The sequence below is a fragment of the Janthinobacterium sp. P210005 genome, assembly GCF_036231865.1.
Taxonomy (GTDB): Bacteria; Pseudomonadota; Gammaproteobacteria; order Burkholderiales; family Burkholderiaceae_D; genus Janthinobacterium; species Janthinobacterium kumbetense.
In genome coordinates this window covers 184,318-199,958 of record NZ_JAZARC010000005.1, presented here as the reverse complement: position 1 = coordinate 199,958, position 15,641 = coordinate 184,318, and the positions used below count along the sequence as shown (strand labels likewise).

Genomic DNA, 15,641 nt, shown 5'->3' with positions numbered 1-15,641 from the left:
GCCATGACCTCTGCGGCGGGCGATGGCCCGTATATCCTCTCCATCGACAATGGCACGCAAAGCGTGCGCGCGCTGCTGTTCGACCGCGACGGCAAGCTGGCGGCCAAGGCGCAAGTCTTCCTGGAAGCGTATTACTCCGACCACCCCGGCTGGGCCGAGCACGACGCCGACGGCTACTGGCAAGCCGTATGCGAAGCGTGCCAGCAGCTGTGGCGCGGCACGGACATAGCCAAATCCTCGGTGGCCGGCGTGGCCGTCACCACGCAGCGCGGCACGGTGGTCAACGTGGATGAACATGGCGCACCGTTGCGGCCCGCCATCACCTGGCTGGACCAGCGCAGCACGCGCGACATTCCCCGGCTGGCTCCGTGGTGGCGCGCCGCCTTCCGCGCCACGCGCCTCGACGGCACGATACGCTACTTCCGCCGCGAGGCCGAGATCAACTGGATCAGCGCGCACCAGCCCGACATCTGGCTCCGCACGCACAAATTCCTGCTGCTGTCGGGTTTTCTGAACCACCGGCTCTGCGGCAACTACGTCGATTCGACGGGCTCGCAAGTGGCGTATATTCCCTTCGACTACAAGCGCCACGCCTGGGCCGGGCGCTTCGACTGGAAATGGCAGGCGCTGGCGATTCGACGCGCCATGCTGCCCGAGCTGGTAACGCCGGGCACGCGCATGGGCGCCATCACCAGGGCCGCCGCTGCGGCGACGGGCATCCTGGAAGGCACGCCCTTGCTGGCGGCCGCCGCCGACAAGGCGTGCGAGGTGCTGGGCGCCGGCTGCGTCGAACCGCACGTGGCGTGCCTCAGCTACGGCACCACGGCCACCATCAACACGACCAACCGCAAGTATGTGGAAGTGACGCGCTTCATTCCGCCGTATCCGGCCGCCATGCCGGGCGCCTACAGCACGGAAGTGCAGATATTCCGCGGCTACTGGATGGTCAACTGGTTCAAGGAGCAGTTCGGCGACCGCGAACGGGCGGCGGCCGCCGAAGACGGCGCGGGCTTGTCCGCCGAAGCGCTGTTCGACCGCCTGGTCGAGGCCGTGCCGCCAGGCTCCATGGGCTTGATGCTGCAGCCGTACTGGAGTCCCGGCATCAAGGTGCCGGGGCCGGAAGCGAAGGGCGCCATGATCGGCTTTGGCGACGTGCATACGCGCGCGCACATCTACCGCGCCATCCTCGAAGGACTCGCGTATGCGCTGCGCGAAGGCAAGGAGCGCATCGAGCAGCGCAGCGGCATCGCCATCACGGAGCTGCGCATCGCGGGCGGCGGTTCGCAAAGCGATGCGGCCATGCAGCTGACGGCCGACATCTTCGGCTTGCCCGCCGCGCGCGCCCACGTGTATGAAAGTTCGGGCCTGGGCGCGGCCATCGCCGCTAGCGTGGGCCTGGGCTGGCATGCGGACTTTCCCGCCGCCGTGCAAGCCATGACGCGCAAGGGCAAGGTATTCCAGCCGGATCCCGGGCACAGCAAGATCTATGAAAAACTGTACCGGCGCGTGTACCGCAAGATGTATGCGCGGCTGCAGCCCCTGTACCGCGAAATCGCCGACATCACCGGCTATCCTGAAAAGTGACCGGCTAGCGCAGGACGAGCGCTTTCACCGTTTCCCAGGCCGCGCTGCCCGATTGCGTGACGCGCACCTGGTTGCGGCCCCCTTCCTTGGCCACGTACAGGGCGCGGTCGGCGGCGACGAACAGCGCTTCGCGGTCGTCCAGCTGGTGCGGGCGGATGGTCGCCACGCCGATGCTGACGGTGATCCACGGCGAGGTGATCGATCGCGGGTGCGGCAGTTGCAGCGCCTCGATGTGCGCGCGGATGGCTGCGGCCAGGTGCAGGGCGCCTTCGGCATCCGTGTCGGCGAACAGCAGGACGAATTCCTCGCCGCCGTAGCGGGCAGCCAGGTCGCCGGGACGTGCGGCGTGCGAGGCGATGGCTTGCGCCACTTGCTGCAGGCAGGTGTCGCCGGCCGGATGGCCCAGGCTATCGTTGTACAGCTTGAAGTGGTCGACATCGAGCACCACCAGCGACAGGACGCCGCCGCCGCGCACGGCGCGCTGCCATTCCTTTTCCAGGAAGCTGTCGAAATGCCGGCGGTTGGCGATCTGCGTCAGCGGGTCGAGATAGGCGGCGCGTTGCAAGGCGTCTTCCGACTGCTTGTGGTGCGTGATGTCGTGCAGCAGGCCGATATACAGGGGCTGGCGCAGATACATGGGCGTCAGAGTCAGGTCCATGCTCAGCGCCTCGCCGTTGCGGTGGCGGATCGCCACTTCGCGCGTGCCGTGGTTGTGCGCTTTTTCCGGATTGGCCGCGTGCATGGCGAAGTAATCGAGGTATTCCTGCGTCACCAGGGGGCTGAGCAGCTCGCCGATGGAGCGCCCGGCCAGTTCGTTTTCGCGGTAGCCCAGGTACTGATCGCAGGCCGGATTGGTGTACTGGATGCGGCCATCGGCTTCGATGATCAGCAAGCCCTCGGCCATGTTGTTGACGATGGTGCGCAGGCGCTCGGCCTGTTCCTGCTGGGTTTCATTGTTGCTGCGGATTTGCAGCTGGGCGCGCACGCGCGCGCACACTTCGGCCATGCGCAGCGGCTTGCTGATGTAATCGACGGCGCCGCAGTCGAAGCCGGCCACCACGTCTTCCGTTTCCGTCTTGGCGCTCATGAAGATGACGGGGATACCCTGCGTCAGCGGGTGCTGCTTGAGGCGGCGGCACGTTTCGATGCCGTCCATGTCCGGCATCAGCACGTCGAGCAGGATCAGGTCGGGGTGGGCGCGCTGGGCGATCGCCAGCGCCCGTTCGCCGGACGTGGCGACATAGGTTTGATAGCCTTGCTCGCTCATCAGCTTGCGCAGCAGCTCAAGGTTGGCCGGCGCATCGTCGACAATCAAAATGGCGGCCTCGCGCCGCTGGAAATGTCCCACACTGCCTGAACTCATTGCTTCCGGCCTTCTCGATGTACTTTGCGATGCCAGCGTTTGCTGCACTTTCAGGGATGCTGGCCGGGTTCAAATCTGCGACAGCGGTCAAATCATACCGCCTTGCCAATTTTTTGGGTAAAAAAATCGACGTTGTGCGAGGTCGTAAAATATTATTTTTATGCTATTTTTGGAAATAAATACACGCAATTGCTATCGTGAAGGCGGTTTTTGGGCGAAAAAGACGCGTGCCCCCTGAAGTTGGGGCAGCTGGGACACGCCCCGCGGCAGGCGGGGCGTGGGGAGTGCAATTACATTTTTGCGGCGATCAGTTTGCCGAGGATGGCGATGCCTACACGGATGCGTTCCGGCGGTACCGTCACGAACGACAGGCGCAGGGTGTGCGTTTCCGGCGTGTTGGCGTAGAACGGCGCGCCCGGCACGAAGGCGACCTTGTTGGCGATGGCTTCATCGAGCAGTTTCATCGCATCGATGTGCTTCGGCAGGGTGACCCAGATGAACATGCCGCCTTCAGGCTTGGTCCACGTGACGCCGGCCGGGAAGTGCTCTTCCAGCGCCGACAGCATGGCCTGGCACTGGTTGCCGTACAGGCTGCGGATGCTGGGGATATGCCGGTCCAGGAAGCCATCCTTGATCACTTCATGCACGACCATCTGCGTCAGCTGCGACGTGTGCAGGTCGGCCGCCTGCTTGGCCAGTTCCAGGCGGCGCACCAGCGGCATCGGCGCCACCACGTAGCCGAGGCGGATGCCGGGCGTGAGCACTTTCGAGAACGAGCCCATGTAGATTACGCCGTCCGGATTCATGTTGATCATCTTCGGATACGGCTCGCCGCTGTAGCTCAGGGCGCCGTACGGATCGTCCTCGATCAGCGGCAGGCCATGGCGGGCGCAGGTTTCCACCAGTTCCACGCGGCGCGCCACGGACAGGCTGCGGCCCGTCGGGTTCTGGAAGTTCGGCAGCGCGTACAGCAGGCGCGCACCATCGGCGACGGGGTTGACCGACGACGGCACCAGGCCTTCGTCATCGGTATCGACGGAAACGAATTCGGGACGGTAGACGGAAAACGCCTGCAGGGCGCCCAGGTAGCTGGGGGTTTCCACCAATACCTTGCTGCCTTCGTCGATCAAGACCTTGCCCAGCAAGTCCAGCGCCTGCTGCGAGCCGGACGTCATCAGCACTTGTTCCGGCATGATGGTGCTGCCGTTGGCGGAGAGCGAATCGGCGATCCACTGGCGCAGCGGCAGGTAGCCGTCGGTCGGGCCGTATTGCAGGGCGACCTTGCCATTGTTCGACAGAACCTTGTCGAAGGCGGTTTTCATTTCTTCCACGGGGAAGGTGGCGGGCGAGGGCAGGCCGCCGGCAAACGAGATGATCTCGGGACGCTGCGTGATCTTCAGGATTTCGCGGATGAACGAGCTTTGCAGCTGTTCCGCGCGTTCGGCAAAGCGCCATTGGATCGGATTCGGATTTTCAATTTTCATACGAGTCTCACAGAAGATGCCGAGCTGCGCCGGCTGGATTTGTTGGCCCGCTTGTGGCGGTGCGTGCGCAAGCGGCGCCGGATAGGCGTCGCCATGGTGCTGCGGTATTGTACGGCTTGCACGCCGCTCTGCCCATCCGCACGCGCAACGGCGTTGCAAATGGGCGTCAAGGAGCGTTACTTCAGCTTGCGCCCGATCCCCACCACGGCGATCACGGCGCCCGCAAACAGCAGGCTTTCACCCGTCAGGGGTTCGTGCAGCAGCAGCGCCGCGCCCAGCAGGGTGAGGAAAGGCTGCAGCAACTGCGTCTGTCCCACGCGCGCCACGCCGCCCAGCGCCATGCCCCGGTACCAGAAAAAGAAACCGATAAACATGGAAAACACGGAAATATAGGCAAAGCCCAGCCAGGCCGCGCTGCTGGCCTGCGCCATCAGCGCGCGCTGCGGCCAGGCGTTCCACAGCACCACGGGCAAGACAAATGGCACGGCCAGCAGCAGCGCCCAGGAAATCACATGCTGGCCCGGCATGGCTTGCGCCAGGCGCCCGCCTTCGGCATAGCCGAGTGCGGCCAGCAGTACAGCGGCAAAGATCAGCCAGTCGGCCAGGTGGAAGCTGCCGCCGCCCTGGCGCAGCGCGAAGGCCACCACCAGCGCCGTGCCGAGCAGGGCCATCAGCCAGAAGCCCGGCGATGGGCGCTCCTTGCCGCGCAATACGGCAAACACGGCGGTGGCCAGCGGCAGGATGCCCACCAGCACGGCGCCGTGCGAGGCGGGCAGGCTGCGCATGGCGATCGACGTCAGCCAGGGGAAGCCCAGCACGCAGCCCAGCGACACGAGCGCCAGCGGCAGCCATTGTTCGCGGCGCGGCATTGGCGCGCGCTGCTGCCATAGCCACAGTCCGGCCAGGACGGCGGCCACCAGGGCGCGGCCCAGGGCGACGAAGGTGGGATCGAGTTCAGCCACCGCCAGCCGCGTAAAAGGCAGGGTCAGGCTGAAGAGGGCGACGGCGATCAAGCCCAGCAACAGGCCGGTGCGGTCGGCGCCGAGGCGCGGTGGATGGTTGGAAACGATGGTGCTGGTGTGCGAAGGCATGGGATTCCCGAGGCTGGCGTGACAAGGTATTGGCATGGATTAAACTGCCCGATACTGCTATCCTAGGGTGCAATAGCAATACAGTACAAATACACTTCCACGCATAATTTCACATACTGTGATGGTCATATGAGCAATACACTCCCTTTGCTGTCGCGCGTCTCGGGCGAAACCCTGATCGACCAGATCGTGCGCTCGCTGGCGGCGCGCATCGACGACAAGCTGCTGCGCGGCGGTGCGCGCATGCCGTCGATCCGCCAGTGCGCCGCCAGCCTGAGCGTGTCGTGCGCCACGGTGGTGGCCAGCTACGACAAGCTGGTGGCGCGCGGCTACCTGGAATCGCGGCGCGGCGCCGGCTTTTTCGTGTGCGAGCGCTCGCCGTTGAACACCCCCTTGCCGCCCGCTGGCGCGCAGGATGCGGCGGCGCAGCCGATGGACGTGGTGTGGCTGATCCGTAACATGTTCCGCCAGACGCCGGCCATCCCCGCGCCAGGCTCCGGCATGCTGCCCGCCGAGTGGCTCGATGGCGACCTGGTGGCGCGCGCCTTGCGCGACGTCAGCCGCCAGCCCGGCAGTTTGCTGCTGGGCTACGGCGCGCCGCAGGGTTTCCTGCCGCTGCGCCAGCAGTTGCAGCTGAAGCTGGCGGGGCTGGAAATCGCCTGTCCGCCCGAGCAGATCGTCACCACGGTGGGCGTGATGCAGGCGCTGGACCTGGTGGCGCGCGAGTTTGCCCGCCCTGGCGAAACGATTTTCGTCGACGATCCCGCGTATTGGCTGATGTTCGGCGCTTTTGCCGCCATGGGCATGAATGTCATCGGCATCCCGCGCCTGGCCGACGGTCCCGATATCGCCGTGCTGGCCGAGCTGGCGGCGCTGCACCGTCCCAGGCTGTACGTGATCAATTCGGTGCTGCACAATCCCAGTTCGACGTCGCTGTCGGCGGCCAAGGCTTTCCAGGTGCTGCGCCTGGCCGAACAGCACGATTTCCTCATCGTCGAGGATGACATTTATTGCGACATGCACCCGGGCGGCGCGGTGCAGCCGGCCACCCGCCTGGCCGCGCTGGACCAGCTGCGCCGCGTGATTTACCTGGGCGGCTTTTCCAAGAGCCTGGCGGCGAACCTGCGCGTGGGCTTCATCGCCACCTCACAGGAGCGGGCGCAGCGCCTGGCCGACCGCAAGATGCTGGCAACGCTCACCACCAGCGACATCGGCGAGCGCGTGGTGTATAAAATCCTCTCGCAGGGGCTGTACCGTAAGCATGCGGAGCGCCTGCGCGCGCGGCTCGACAAGGTGCGCGAGGGCACGTACCGCAAGGTCGAGCAGGCGGGCTTGCGCTTCGATCCGGCATCGGCGGGCATGTTCGTATGGGCCGATGCGGGCTGCGACACGAATGTATTGGCCGAAAAGGCGCTGGCCGAGGGCCTGGTGCTGGCGCCGGGCAGCCTGTTTTCGCCGCGCCAGCTGCCGTCGACCCGCATGCGCCTGAACCTGGCCACGGTGCAGGACGAGCGCATCTGGGCGTTTTTCGACCGCGCACTGGGGTAAACTGGACATTGCAGGACATTCGGCTGGGGCTCTTGAAATCGCTTGTACCATCCCCAACTCCGTAGAATCCGTCCCATCCACAAGACTATGAGGTAAAAATGGCTGTCTCCGAAAAGCAAACCCTGGGTTTTCAGACCGAAGTGAAGCAAATGCTGCACCTGATGATCCATTCCCTGTACTCGAACAAGGAAATCTTCCTGCGCGAATTGATTTCGAACGCGTCCGACGCGGCCGACAAGTTACGCTTTGAAGCGATCGATAACGACGCCCTGTACGGCAACGATCACGAATTGAAGATCAAGGTCAGCTTCGACAAGGATGCGCGCACCATCACCATTTCCGACAACGGCATCGGCATGACCCGCGACGAGGCGATCTCGCACCTGGGCACCATCGCCAAGTCGGGTACCAAGGAATTCTTCGGCAAGCTGTCGGGCGACCAGCAGCAGGACGCGGCCCTGATCGGCCAGTTCGGCGTGGGCTTCTATTCCGGCTTCATCGTCGCCGACAAGATCACTGTCGAAACGCGCCGCGCCGGCGTGGACGCCTCCGAAGGCGTGCGCTGGGAGTCGGCCGGCGAAGGCGATTACAGCATCGAATCGATCGACAAGCCATCGCGCGGCACGGACATCATCCTGCACCTGCGCGAAGGCGAAGACGAATTGCTGTCGAGCTGGAAGATCAAGTCCATCATCCGCAAATATTCGGACCATATCTCGCTGCCGATCGTGATGCAGAAGGAAGAGTGGGACGACGAGAAAAAAGAAACCGTCCTGAAAGACGAATTCGAAACCGTCAACCAGGCCAGCGCCCTGTGGGCCCGCAACAAGGCCGACATCACGCCGGAACAGTACGACGAATTCTACAAGCACGTGTCGCACGACTTCCAGTCGCCGCTCACGCACACGCACAACCGCGTGGAAGGCCGCAGCGAATACACGCAGCTGCTGTACATCCCGGCCAAGGCGCCGTTCGACATGTGGGACCGCAACAAGCGCGGCGGCATCAAGCTGTACGTCAAGCGCGTCTTCATCATGGACGATGCCGAGCAGCTGATGCCGACCTACCTGCGCTTCGTGCGCGGGGTGATCGACTCGGCCGACCTGCCGCTGAACGTATCGCGCGAGATCCTGCAGGAATCGCGTGACGTGAAAGTGATCCGCGAAGGCTCGACCAAGCGCGTGCTGGGCATGCTGGAAGAACTGGCGAACGCGGATGAGCAGGACAAGAAGGACAAGTACGCCGTCTTCTGGAAGGAATTCGGTCAGGTGCTGAAGGAAGGCATCGGCGAAGACGCGGCCAACAAGGAGCGCCTGGCCAAGCTGCTGCGCTTTGCCTCGACGGCCAACGACAGCGACGAGCAAATCACTTCGTTCGCCGACTACGTGGCGCGCATGAAGGAAGGCCAGGACAAGATTTACTACGTCACGGCTGACAATTACGCCGCCGCCAAGAACAGCCCGCACCTGGAAATCTTCCGCAAGAAGGGCGTCGAAGTGCTGCTGCTGACGGACCGTGTCGATGAATGGATGCTGTCGTTTATCCAGGACTTCGAAGGCAAGGAACTGGTCTCCGTGGCAAAAGGTGGCCTGGACCTGGGCGCGCTGGAAGATGAAGCGGAAAAGAAAGAGCACGAAGAAACGGAAACCTCGTACGCCGACCTGGTGGGCAAGATGAAGACCGTGCTGGCCGACAAGGCCAAGGACGTGCGCGTGACGTTCCGCCTGACCGATTCGCCAGCCTGCCTGGTGGCTGATGAAAACGAATTGTCGGGCAACCTGCTGCGCATGCTCAAAGCTGCTGGCCAGAACGCGCCGGAATCGAAGCCGATTTTGGAAATCAACCCGAACCACCCGCTGGTGACGCGCTTGAAGTATGAAGATGCGGAAGGCGGCAAGTTCGGCGACTGGGCCAACATCCTGTTCGACCAGGCCATGCTGGCCGAAGGCGGTTCGCTGGCCGATCCGGCCAGTTTTGTGAAACGCCTCAACGAATTGCTGCTCAATTCGGCGAAGTAATCGCCTCGCTGCAAACGTCATCAAGCCGGCCCTTTCCTCGTGAAAGGGCCGGCTTTTTTTATGCTACAGTGCGCGATTATTTTATTTTATGGAAAAAGCAATGGCGCATTGCCCGGCATGTGACAGTTCCAACATTCAACGCCTCTCCATGGTGCATGCCTCCGGCATTTCCGGCACCTCTACCCATATGTCGGGCAGGATCGATGGCGATTTCATCCACGGTCATGCGCATACGCGCAGCCAGACCTTGCTGTCACGCCAGGCCGCCGGGCCGACGATGCAGACCCACCAGAAGGCAGGGCTGATCGTGCTGGGCGTGATCATTTTTGTCATCGCCGCCGTCGTCTTTTACCAGGCCGGCGCGAATGGCCTGTTCTGGATCTTCGTGGCAGGGGGCGTCGTCTCCATCGCCTTGTCGCAAACGACCTTCGTCGCCAATTGGGACAAGGAGGCTGCCGCCTTGCAGGACAAATATGCGCGTACCTTCATGTGCCATGCCTGCGGCCACCGCTTCATTCCCGTACTCAAGCAGCCATGAAGATCCGGCTGATGGCGGGCCTGGGCGCGCATGCGCTGGGCTGCCTGCTGTTTATTGCCTTGAGCTGGCTGGGTTTTTACCTGTACACGCAGCTGTTCGGCAGCCTCGGCTCGCGCGGCGTGGCCGGCGGCCTGGCCCTGCTGCTGGTGCTTTACGTGTATGCGGGTACCAACCTGGTGCTGGCGCTGCTGCCGCCCGGCAGGGTGAAGCCGCTGCTGTGCGGCTTGCTGGGCGCGGCCGTGCTCGCGTATCTGTTGCCCCAGCATCCGCTGCGGGCGATTTACTTTAGCGTGCTGGCGGGCGGCTTGAGCTGGCTGGCCGTGCTGGCCGGCACGCGTTTAAGCGGATACCTGCGCGGCTGACAGGGCGTTGACAAAGGCGGCGACGGCGACGGCGGCCGCTTCCGGCGCCGCCTGCAGCAGCATGTGCGGCGCGGCGATGTCGGCCAGTTGCGCTCCGGGTGCCAGGCGCAGTATCTGCAGGGCGTTCGCCGGCGGCACCAGACGGTCGTGGCGGGCGCGCAGATACAGCACCGGCAGGCTGCCGCGCGCGAAGCTGCGCGAGGCGTCGGTTTCCAGCACGGCGCGCAGGCGCTGGCGCAGCACGCTGGGAGGCACTTGTGCCAGCGCCGCCGCCAGTTCCGCCTGCAGTTGCGGCGTGGCGCAGGGCGCCAGCAGCGCCTGGCGCAGGGCGAAGCCGGGCATGGGGCCAAAGGGCACAAGGCCGAGCAGGTGGCGCAGTGGCGCCAGCATCGGGCGCGGATTGCGCACGAATGAACAACACAGGATCAGGGCGCGCATGCCGGGCGGCGGATCGGCGCGCAGGGCGGCCCCCAGCGGCCCGGAAAACGATTCGGCCAGCACGACGAAAGGGCGATCCTGCGGCAAGCGCTCGCGCACGAACGCTTCCAGCGCCGCGTAATCGAGTGGCGCGGCCGGATAGGCGATGGCCAGGGTATCGATGGCGGCCTGCGCGCGCAGGGCGGCGTCAAAGCGGTCGAATAGCCGGGCCGTGCCATCCATGCCGGGCAGGAGGACAAGCAGGGGCGAGGCGTGGGTTGGTGTCGTCATTGCGGCCATCATAGCAGCCGCGCCGGCATATGCGCCGTCCGCCAGCCGCACGGCATGGGTGCTGGCGCCATGCTAGAATCGCCAGCGCGCCCTGCGTGGCCGTAAGAGCGGCCAAATCCCCGACAGACAGAATCATGCATATCATTTTTTCGAATTACCGTACCCTGGGAGGCGCCTTGCTGGCAGCGTCCTGCGTCCTTTCCCAGCCCGCCCGCGCCACGGCGGCGCCCTCCGCGCCAGCCGGGAAAAGCCTGTCCTCTCTGCTGGCCGGCGGCCCCTTGCCGCGCCTGAGCGACGATGCGCAGGTACGCGCCGCCCTGTTCGATTTCTTCGGTTACGCGCGCGGCAGTTACACGGAAGACGATGAATTGCTGCTGGCGCAGGCGCTCGAAGCGATCAGCGAAAAGCGCGATGCTACGCGCAGCGTGCTGGCCGATGGCCGCCAGTTGCTGGCGTCGATGAATGACCGCAAGCAGGGCCGCGAACGGGGTGCCATGCTGCTCGACAAGCGCGGCGCCATCATCGCTTTTGGCCTCGTCAACGGGCATTGCCACCTCGAGGGCCAGCCGCTGGCGAAAGTCTGCAATCCCGATCCGAACGCGGTGCTGACGGTGTTCCACCGCAAGGGCATGCTGGTCGGCGAAGCGGCGCCCCTGCTGGCCTGGGCCCGGAAATTGCCGCCCATGCTGGCGCTGATCGCGGGCGACAAGGAAGCGGGCGCCGATGGGCAAAAGATCGCCAGCGTCGAATATGTGCTGGCGCAGCCGGCCCTGCCGGGCTGGAACCGCGCCCAGCTGCCGCCCGCCTATCCGCCGGCGCTGCTGCCGCTGCTGCTCGATAAGTCCACGGTGCTGACGTCGGCCGGCGCGGGCGTGTTTGCCTATCCGCTCACGCTGAAGGGCAAGAAACAGAACAATGTGCTGGACCATGCCGAAGGCCGCCCGCCGCGCGATTTGGAAGTGGCGCTGCGCAGCTATGCCAGTTTCGACACGGTGGTGGAGCGCTACCGCCAGCTGGCCAAGGGCGCCAGGCTGCAGCGCAACGAGCGCACGGCCTACCTCGATGGCGACATGGGACAGGGCAGCTACCGCGTCTACATCCGCAACACGGGCGCGGATGGCGTGATGATTGACGTGGCGCTGTGGCAGCGCAAGCTGGCGGCCGGCCGCTGATTTCAGCCAGGGCGCGCCGGTTCGTAGCCCAGTTGCACCAGCTGCGCGGCGATGGCGTCGTCGCGTGTTTTCCTGCCGGTGCGCAGGCGCGCATGCGTCAGGGACGCGGGCAAGCCATGCGCCAGCAATGCGTCGATGTCGAGCATGGTCTCGGATGCCGACAATTGGCGCAGGGCGGGCAAGGTGGCGAGGCCGGGCAGGCTGTCGAGCGTCTTGCAGGTGTGCAGGTTCAGGCGTTCGAGCACGGGATTGGCCCCCAGCGCGATCTGCCGCAGCTTGATCTGGTCTTCCACCCATAGCGCCTGCAGCAACGGGAAGCGGCCGATGTCGCCCAGCGTTTCCAGGCCGCGCACGCGTATCACTTCCAGTTTCTTCAGCAGCGGCGCCTCGATGTGGGTGAGCGATTCGCGGCCGCCCAGCTGCAACAGCAGCCTGTCCAGGCGGCCCATCTCCGAGATGAAATCCAGCGGCACCTTGTTCTTGATGCGGTACAGCGACAGCTCGTGCAGCGCCGGCAGGCCGGCCAGGGTGTCGATGCGCTGGTGGTGGCCTTCGAGGACCAGGCTGGCCAGGTGCGTATAGTGGCGCAGGGGTGCCAGGTCGATATTGTTTTTGGCCGACTCGCCCAGATGCAGGTATTCGAGCCCGCGCAAACTCTCCAGCTGCAGGATGTCGGCTTGCGCCAGCTCGTACACGCCCAGGCTCAGGCGCTTGAGATGCCGCAGCTCGCCCAGCGCTTCCAGATGGATGGCTTGCCGGTGGTAATCGATGGACAGGCTGGCCACATGCGGCAGCGCGCGCAGGATGCGGGCATCGAACACCCTCGGGTCGTAGCCGTAGATGCGGATGGTCAGCGCCGTGCCGCAGGTGGCGGTCAGGGCGTCGAGGTCGGCCAGCAGCGGTTCCGGCTCGGCCAGGGTATTGAACTGCACCAGCACCTGCTTGCCAGCGGCAATGGCGGCGCGGATCGCCACGGCGTCGATGCGTTCGGGGTTCTGGATGCACTGCTGCCGTTCTGCTTGCGTCATCGTCACAATCCTATGGGGTAGGTTACCTGCCTGGGGGGCGGACAGCCTTCCGGGCCCGGGAACGTCTGCTTGCCCGTGTCATCGTAGCGCTTGCCGCAATCGACGAGCACGCGCTTGCGGAAGGTGTAAATGCTGGCCACCTTGCCGTTCGGGTGGTAGCAGATATTGTCGCCGTCGCGGTCGGCCGACGCGTAGCTGTTCATGGTCTGGCCATTCACCGTGCGCGTGCTGTGGCCGCTGCGCGGCTCCGTGCATTTGAGCTGGCCGCTTTCGTAATACACGTTGAAGACGGAGGTGTCGGCGGCACGGTCGACCAGCAGTTCGTCCTTGCGCTTGCCGTTCGGGTAGTTCTCGTATCCTTCCTGGCGCTGGCCGTACTGGAAGGTGTAGTAAGACTGTGGCTTGCCGTCCGGGTAGTACATGTGGTGGTACTCGCACACGTCGTCGCGCGTGCTGCCGTACTCCTTGAAGGTGCAGCGGTGGATGTCGTTGAGCAGCTGGCCGTCCTCATAGTATTCGCGCAGGTGCGTGAGCAGACGGCCCTGATCGATGACGGCCAGGCGTTCCGGCTTGCCGTTCGGGTAGTAGCGCGCATCCAGCCCCTGCTTCTTGCCGTTGTCCCACAGGGTATCGAGGCGCAGGATCTTGCCGCTGTCGTCGAACGCCTGTTCGCGCCCATCCAGTTGGCCGTTGCGGTAGGTGGCCGTGTAGACCACGTATTCCTTGCCCGCCGGGCCAAGATAGCGCGTGCGGCTGCCATCGAGCACGCCGGCCTGGTAGTGGTCGCGCACGCGCAGCGCGCCTTGCGCATCCGTGTCGAGGGCCTCGCCCTGTTTTTTGCCCTGCACAAAAGTGACGCTCTGCGTGACCTTGTCCTTGAGCCTGAGTTTCCACGGCCCGTCGCGCAAGCCGTCGATGAAGCTGCCGTCGCCGTCTTCCGTGATCCACGCGCCATGGCGCGCGCCGTTGACGTAGTTGCCGCGCGTTTGCAGCTTGCCGCCCATGCTGCGCTCGTGCGGGCCATTGAGCTGGCCGCCCGTGTAGGTGTCGAAGCCCGTCACTTCCTCTGCATCGGCATAGTTGACGACCGTCCAGCGGCCTTCGCGCTTGCCGGCCCGGTACATGCCGCTCTCGCTCTGCCTTGGATAATCGAAGCGCCACAGGCCTTCCTGCAAGCCGTTGACGAAATGTCCCTTTTCGCTGCCTTCGTGCATGCCTTCGCGTACCCACAAGCCCTGGCGCTTGCCCTTCACGTACTGGCCTCGTTCGACCACCGAACCGTCGTCCCAGGCCAGGCTGTAAATGACGGACGGGCCGTCTGCGCTGCCCGTGAACTGCCGCGGCGCCGTTTCCCATGTCACTTGCCACAGGCGGTAGTTGGGCAGGATGCCCGCGCCCGCGTCGCTGTACAGGGTGTAGCTGGCCGTCAGGTAGTGGTCACCTTTTTTCAGGAAGGTTTTCTTGTAGGTGATGGCGTCCTTGCCGCCAGCGGCCACGGGTTTGCCGTCATCGCTGTAGTAGCCGACGATGGTGCCTTGCGTATGGTCGATGGCGTCGAAGTCCGCATTGCCGCTCTTGCCCCGGGCGACGCTGTAGTCCATCGGCGCCAGCTTGGCCAGCGCGGCCTTGACCTGGCCCGCGTTGGGACTGGCGCTTTGCGCCGCGATGCGGTTCAGGGCCGGCTGCAAGCCATCGAGGCGCCGGTATTTGCCGGAACTGCGGTGGTAGCGGTAGGCGCGCAGGCCGTTCTTGTCGCCCTGGCGGAACAGCACCAGCATGGTTTGCACGCTGTCGTCCGTTTCCTTGTCCAGCGAGGCGTAGAAGACGGAACGGATGACGGCATTGCCGAACTGGTCGAGCAAAATCGGTTTCGCGCTGCCGCTCTTGCACTCGCAGTAATAGCCGTTGACGCCATCTTTTTCCTTGAGGAAGGCGATATCGAAGCCGCTGTCCTGGGATGCGCTGATGGCGGGATGGGCGAGGCTCTTGCCTTCATAAAAGGGCGCGCCGTGGGCCAGCGCGGAGCAGAGGAGCAAGGGCAGAAGCAGACGTTTCATCGTGTGGCTGGCGCCGGGGCGCCGCAAGGGAAAGGCCACGATTCTGCCTGCGTTCTTACTTGTGGGCAAATATGCGCCTATCGTGCGCAGGTGCGCGCCCTGCGTGTCAGGGTTGGTGCGCGGCGCAGAAGTCCAGCAGCAGCTGCTCGCCGTCCGGCCACGGGCCGTAGCCGGCGTCGCCGTTGATATGACCGGCGTCGCCGATCAGGGTGAAATCGCTGCCCCAGGCGGCGGCAAATGCGCGTGCGCGCGCGAAGCTGACGTAGGGATCATCGCCGCTGGCGACCACCAGGCTGGGGAACGGCAAGGCTTGCAGCGGCATCGGCGCAAAGCCCGTGGTGCCGGACGGGTAGGAGGGCGCTTCCACATCGCTGGGGGCGACGAGGAAGGCGCCGGCGATCCTGTGCGGCGAGCCGCTGGCCGCCCAGTGGGCCACCAGCGTGCAGGCCAGGCTGTGCGCCGCCAGCACGGGAGGGCGCTCGCAGGCGGCGATGGCGCGGTCAAGCTCCGCCACCCATGCGTCCTTGTTCGGCGTCTGCCATTCCCCGTGCGGCACGCGCGACCATTGCGGGTGGCGCGCTTCCCAATGGGTTTGCCAGTGCTGCGGCCCCGAATTCCACAGGCCGGCCAGGGTCAGGACGAGAGGCGACATCATTTCTCCTTATAAATAAAATGCCAGACAAAATCG

The 15,641-nt window shown here is 64.8% G+C and carries 13 protein-coding genes; 6 read left to right on the top strand and 7 right to left on the bottom strand.

Features of this window, described 5'->3' with window-relative positions; translation table 11 throughout:
- The first annotated feature begins 3 nt into the window (after window positions 1–3).
- Window positions 4–1,584 carry an FGGY-family carbohydrate kinase gene (locus tag VPH40_RS20145; RefSeq protein ID WP_328574328.1) on the top strand — a complete coding sequence of 527 codons (1,581 nt, stop codon included), beginning with the start codon at window positions 4–6 and terminating at the stop codon, window positions 1,582–1,584.
- A 4-nt stretch (window positions 1,585–1,588) separates the two neighbouring features.
- Here VPH40_RS20145 and VPH40_RS20140 read toward each other — a convergent pair whose 3' ends face one another.
- From VPH40_RS20140 to VPH40_RS20130, 3 genes are all read right to left on the bottom strand, one after another.
- Window positions 1,589–2,947, bottom strand: coding sequence for a diguanylate cyclase domain-containing protein (locus tag VPH40_RS20140; protein WP_328574327.1), 1,359 nt, complete (start codon window positions 2,945–2,947; stop codon window positions 1,589–1,591).
- A 290-nt stretch (window positions 2,948–3,237) separates the two neighbouring features.
- Complete coding sequence (locus VPH40_RS20135; protein ID WP_251351887.1) at window positions 3,238–4,431, bottom strand: aminotransferase-like domain-containing protein; 1,194 nt, start codon at window positions 4,429–4,431, stop codon at window positions 3,238–3,240.
- Window positions 4,432–4,607: 176 nt separating this feature from the next.
- Window positions 4,608–5,522 carry a DMT family transporter gene (locus tag VPH40_RS20130; protein ID WP_099664765.1) on the bottom strand — a complete coding sequence of 305 codons (915 nt, stop codon included), beginning with the start codon at window positions 5,520–5,522 and terminating at the stop codon, window positions 4,608–4,610.
- 129 nt (window positions 5,523–5,651) lie between these two features.
- On the opposite strand from VPH40_RS20130, the gene VPH40_RS20125 reads away from it, so the two are divergent.
- The 4 genes from VPH40_RS20125 (at window position 5,652) to VPH40_RS20110 (ending at window position 9,988) form a co-directional block, all read left to right on the top strand.
- Window positions 5,652–7,070 (top strand): aminotransferase-like domain-containing protein, encoded by a 1,419-nt coding sequence (locus tag VPH40_RS20125; RefSeq protein WP_328574326.1) that lies wholly within the window; start codon window positions 5,652–5,654, stop codon window positions 7,068–7,070.
- Window positions 7,071–7,168: 98 nt separating this feature from the next.
- Window positions 7,169–9,088 (top strand): molecular chaperone HtpG, encoded by a 1,920-nt coding sequence (gene htpG / locus VPH40_RS20120; RefSeq protein WP_328574325.1) that lies wholly within the window; start codon window positions 7,169–7,171, stop codon window positions 9,086–9,088.
- A 148-nt stretch (window positions 9,089–9,236) separates the two neighbouring features.
- Window positions 9,237–9,626 carry a hypothetical protein gene (locus VPH40_RS20115; RefSeq protein ID WP_251351884.1) on the top strand — a complete coding sequence of 130 codons (390 nt, stop codon included), beginning with the start codon at window positions 9,237–9,239 and terminating at the stop codon, window positions 9,624–9,626.
- Complete coding sequence (locus tag VPH40_RS20110; RefSeq protein WP_328574324.1) at window positions 9,623–9,988, top strand: hypothetical protein; 366 nt, start codon at window positions 9,623–9,625, stop codon at window positions 9,986–9,988. Before VPH40_RS20115 ends, VPH40_RS20110 begins: the two co-directional genes overlap by 4 nt.
- Here the strand turns inward: VPH40_RS20110 and VPH40_RS20105 are convergent.
- Complete coding sequence (locus tag VPH40_RS20105; RefSeq protein WP_328574323.1) at window positions 9,965–10,696, bottom strand: alpha/beta fold hydrolase; 732 nt, start codon at window positions 10,694–10,696, stop codon at window positions 9,965–9,967. The two genes, VPH40_RS20110 and VPH40_RS20105, sit on opposite strands and share 24 nt — an antisense overlap.
- Window positions 10,697–10,830: 134 nt before the next feature.
- On the opposite strand from VPH40_RS20105, the gene VPH40_RS20100 reads away from it, so the two are divergent.
- Complete coding sequence (locus VPH40_RS20100; RefSeq protein WP_328574322.1) at window positions 10,831–11,868, top strand: hypothetical protein; 1,038 nt, start codon at window positions 10,831–10,833, stop codon at window positions 11,866–11,868.
- Between the two features lie 2 nt (window positions 11,869–11,870).
- Here VPH40_RS20100 and VPH40_RS20095 read toward each other — a convergent pair whose 3' ends face one another.
- From VPH40_RS20095 to VPH40_RS20085, 3 genes are all read right to left on the bottom strand, one after another.
- The gene (locus VPH40_RS20095; protein ID WP_328574321.1) at window positions 11,871–12,896 is read right to left on the bottom strand and encodes a hypothetical protein; all 1,026 of its coding nucleotides are present in this window, start codon (window positions 12,894–12,896) and stop codon (window positions 11,871–11,873) included.
- 2 nt (window positions 12,897–12,898) lie between these two features.
- Window positions 12,899–14,953 (bottom strand): toxin-antitoxin system YwqK family antitoxin, encoded by a 2,055-nt coding sequence (locus VPH40_RS20090; RefSeq protein WP_328574320.1) that lies wholly within the window; start codon window positions 14,951–14,953, stop codon window positions 12,899–12,901.
- Between the two features lie 106 nt (window positions 14,954–15,059).
- The gene (locus tag VPH40_RS20085) at window positions 15,060–15,605 is read right to left on the bottom strand and encodes an RBBP9/YdeN family alpha/beta hydrolase (RefSeq protein ID WP_328574319.1); all 546 of its coding nucleotides are present in this window, start codon (window positions 15,603–15,605) and stop codon (window positions 15,060–15,062) included.
- Window positions 15,606–15,641 lie beyond the last annotated feature (36 nt).

Coding starts and splice junctions, on each gene's coding strand:
- VPH40_RS20145 (WP_328574328.1), top strand. CDS start 4: ATGACCTCTGCGGCGGGCGATGGCCCGTATATCCTCTCCATCGACAAT.
- VPH40_RS20140 (WP_328574327.1), bottom strand. CDS start 2,947: ATGAGTTCAGGCAGTGTGGGACATTTCCAGCGGCGCGAGGCCGCCATT.
- VPH40_RS20135 (WP_251351887.1), bottom strand. CDS start 4,431: ATGAAAATTGAAAATCCGAATCCGATCCAATGGCGCTTTGCCGAACGC.
- VPH40_RS20130 (WP_099664765.1), bottom strand. CDS start 5,522: ATGCCTTCGCACACCAGCACCATCGTTTCCAACCATCCACCGCGCCTC.
- VPH40_RS20125 (WP_328574326.1), top strand. CDS start 5,652: ATGAGCAATACACTCCCTTTGCTGTCGCGCGTCTCGGGCGAAACCCTG.
- htpG (WP_328574325.1), top strand. CDS start 7,169: ATGGCTGTCTCCGAAAAGCAAACCCTGGGTTTTCAGACCGAAGTGAAG.
- VPH40_RS20115 (WP_251351884.1), top strand. CDS start 9,237: ATGGTGCATGCCTCCGGCATTTCCGGCACCTCTACCCATATGTCGGGC.
- VPH40_RS20110 (WP_328574324.1), top strand. CDS start 9,623: ATGAAGATCCGGCTGATGGCGGGCCTGGGCGCGCATGCGCTGGGCTGC.
- VPH40_RS20105 (WP_328574323.1), bottom strand. CDS start 10,696: ATGACGACACCAACCCACGCCTCGCCCCTGCTTGTCCTCCTGCCCGGC.
- VPH40_RS20100 (WP_328574322.1), top strand. CDS start 10,831: ATGCATATCATTTTTTCGAATTACCGTACCCTGGGAGGCGCCTTGCTG.
- VPH40_RS20095 (WP_328574321.1), bottom strand. CDS start 12,896: ATGACGCAAGCAGAACGGCAGCAGTGCATCCAGAACCCCGAACGCATC.
- VPH40_RS20090 (WP_328574320.1), bottom strand. CDS start 14,953: ATGAAACGTCTGCTTCTGCCCTTGCTCCTCTGCTCCGCGCTGGCCCAC.
- VPH40_RS20085 (WP_328574319.1), bottom strand. CDS start 15,605: ATGTCGCCTCTCGTCCTGACCCTGGCCGGCCTGTGGAATTCGGGGCCG.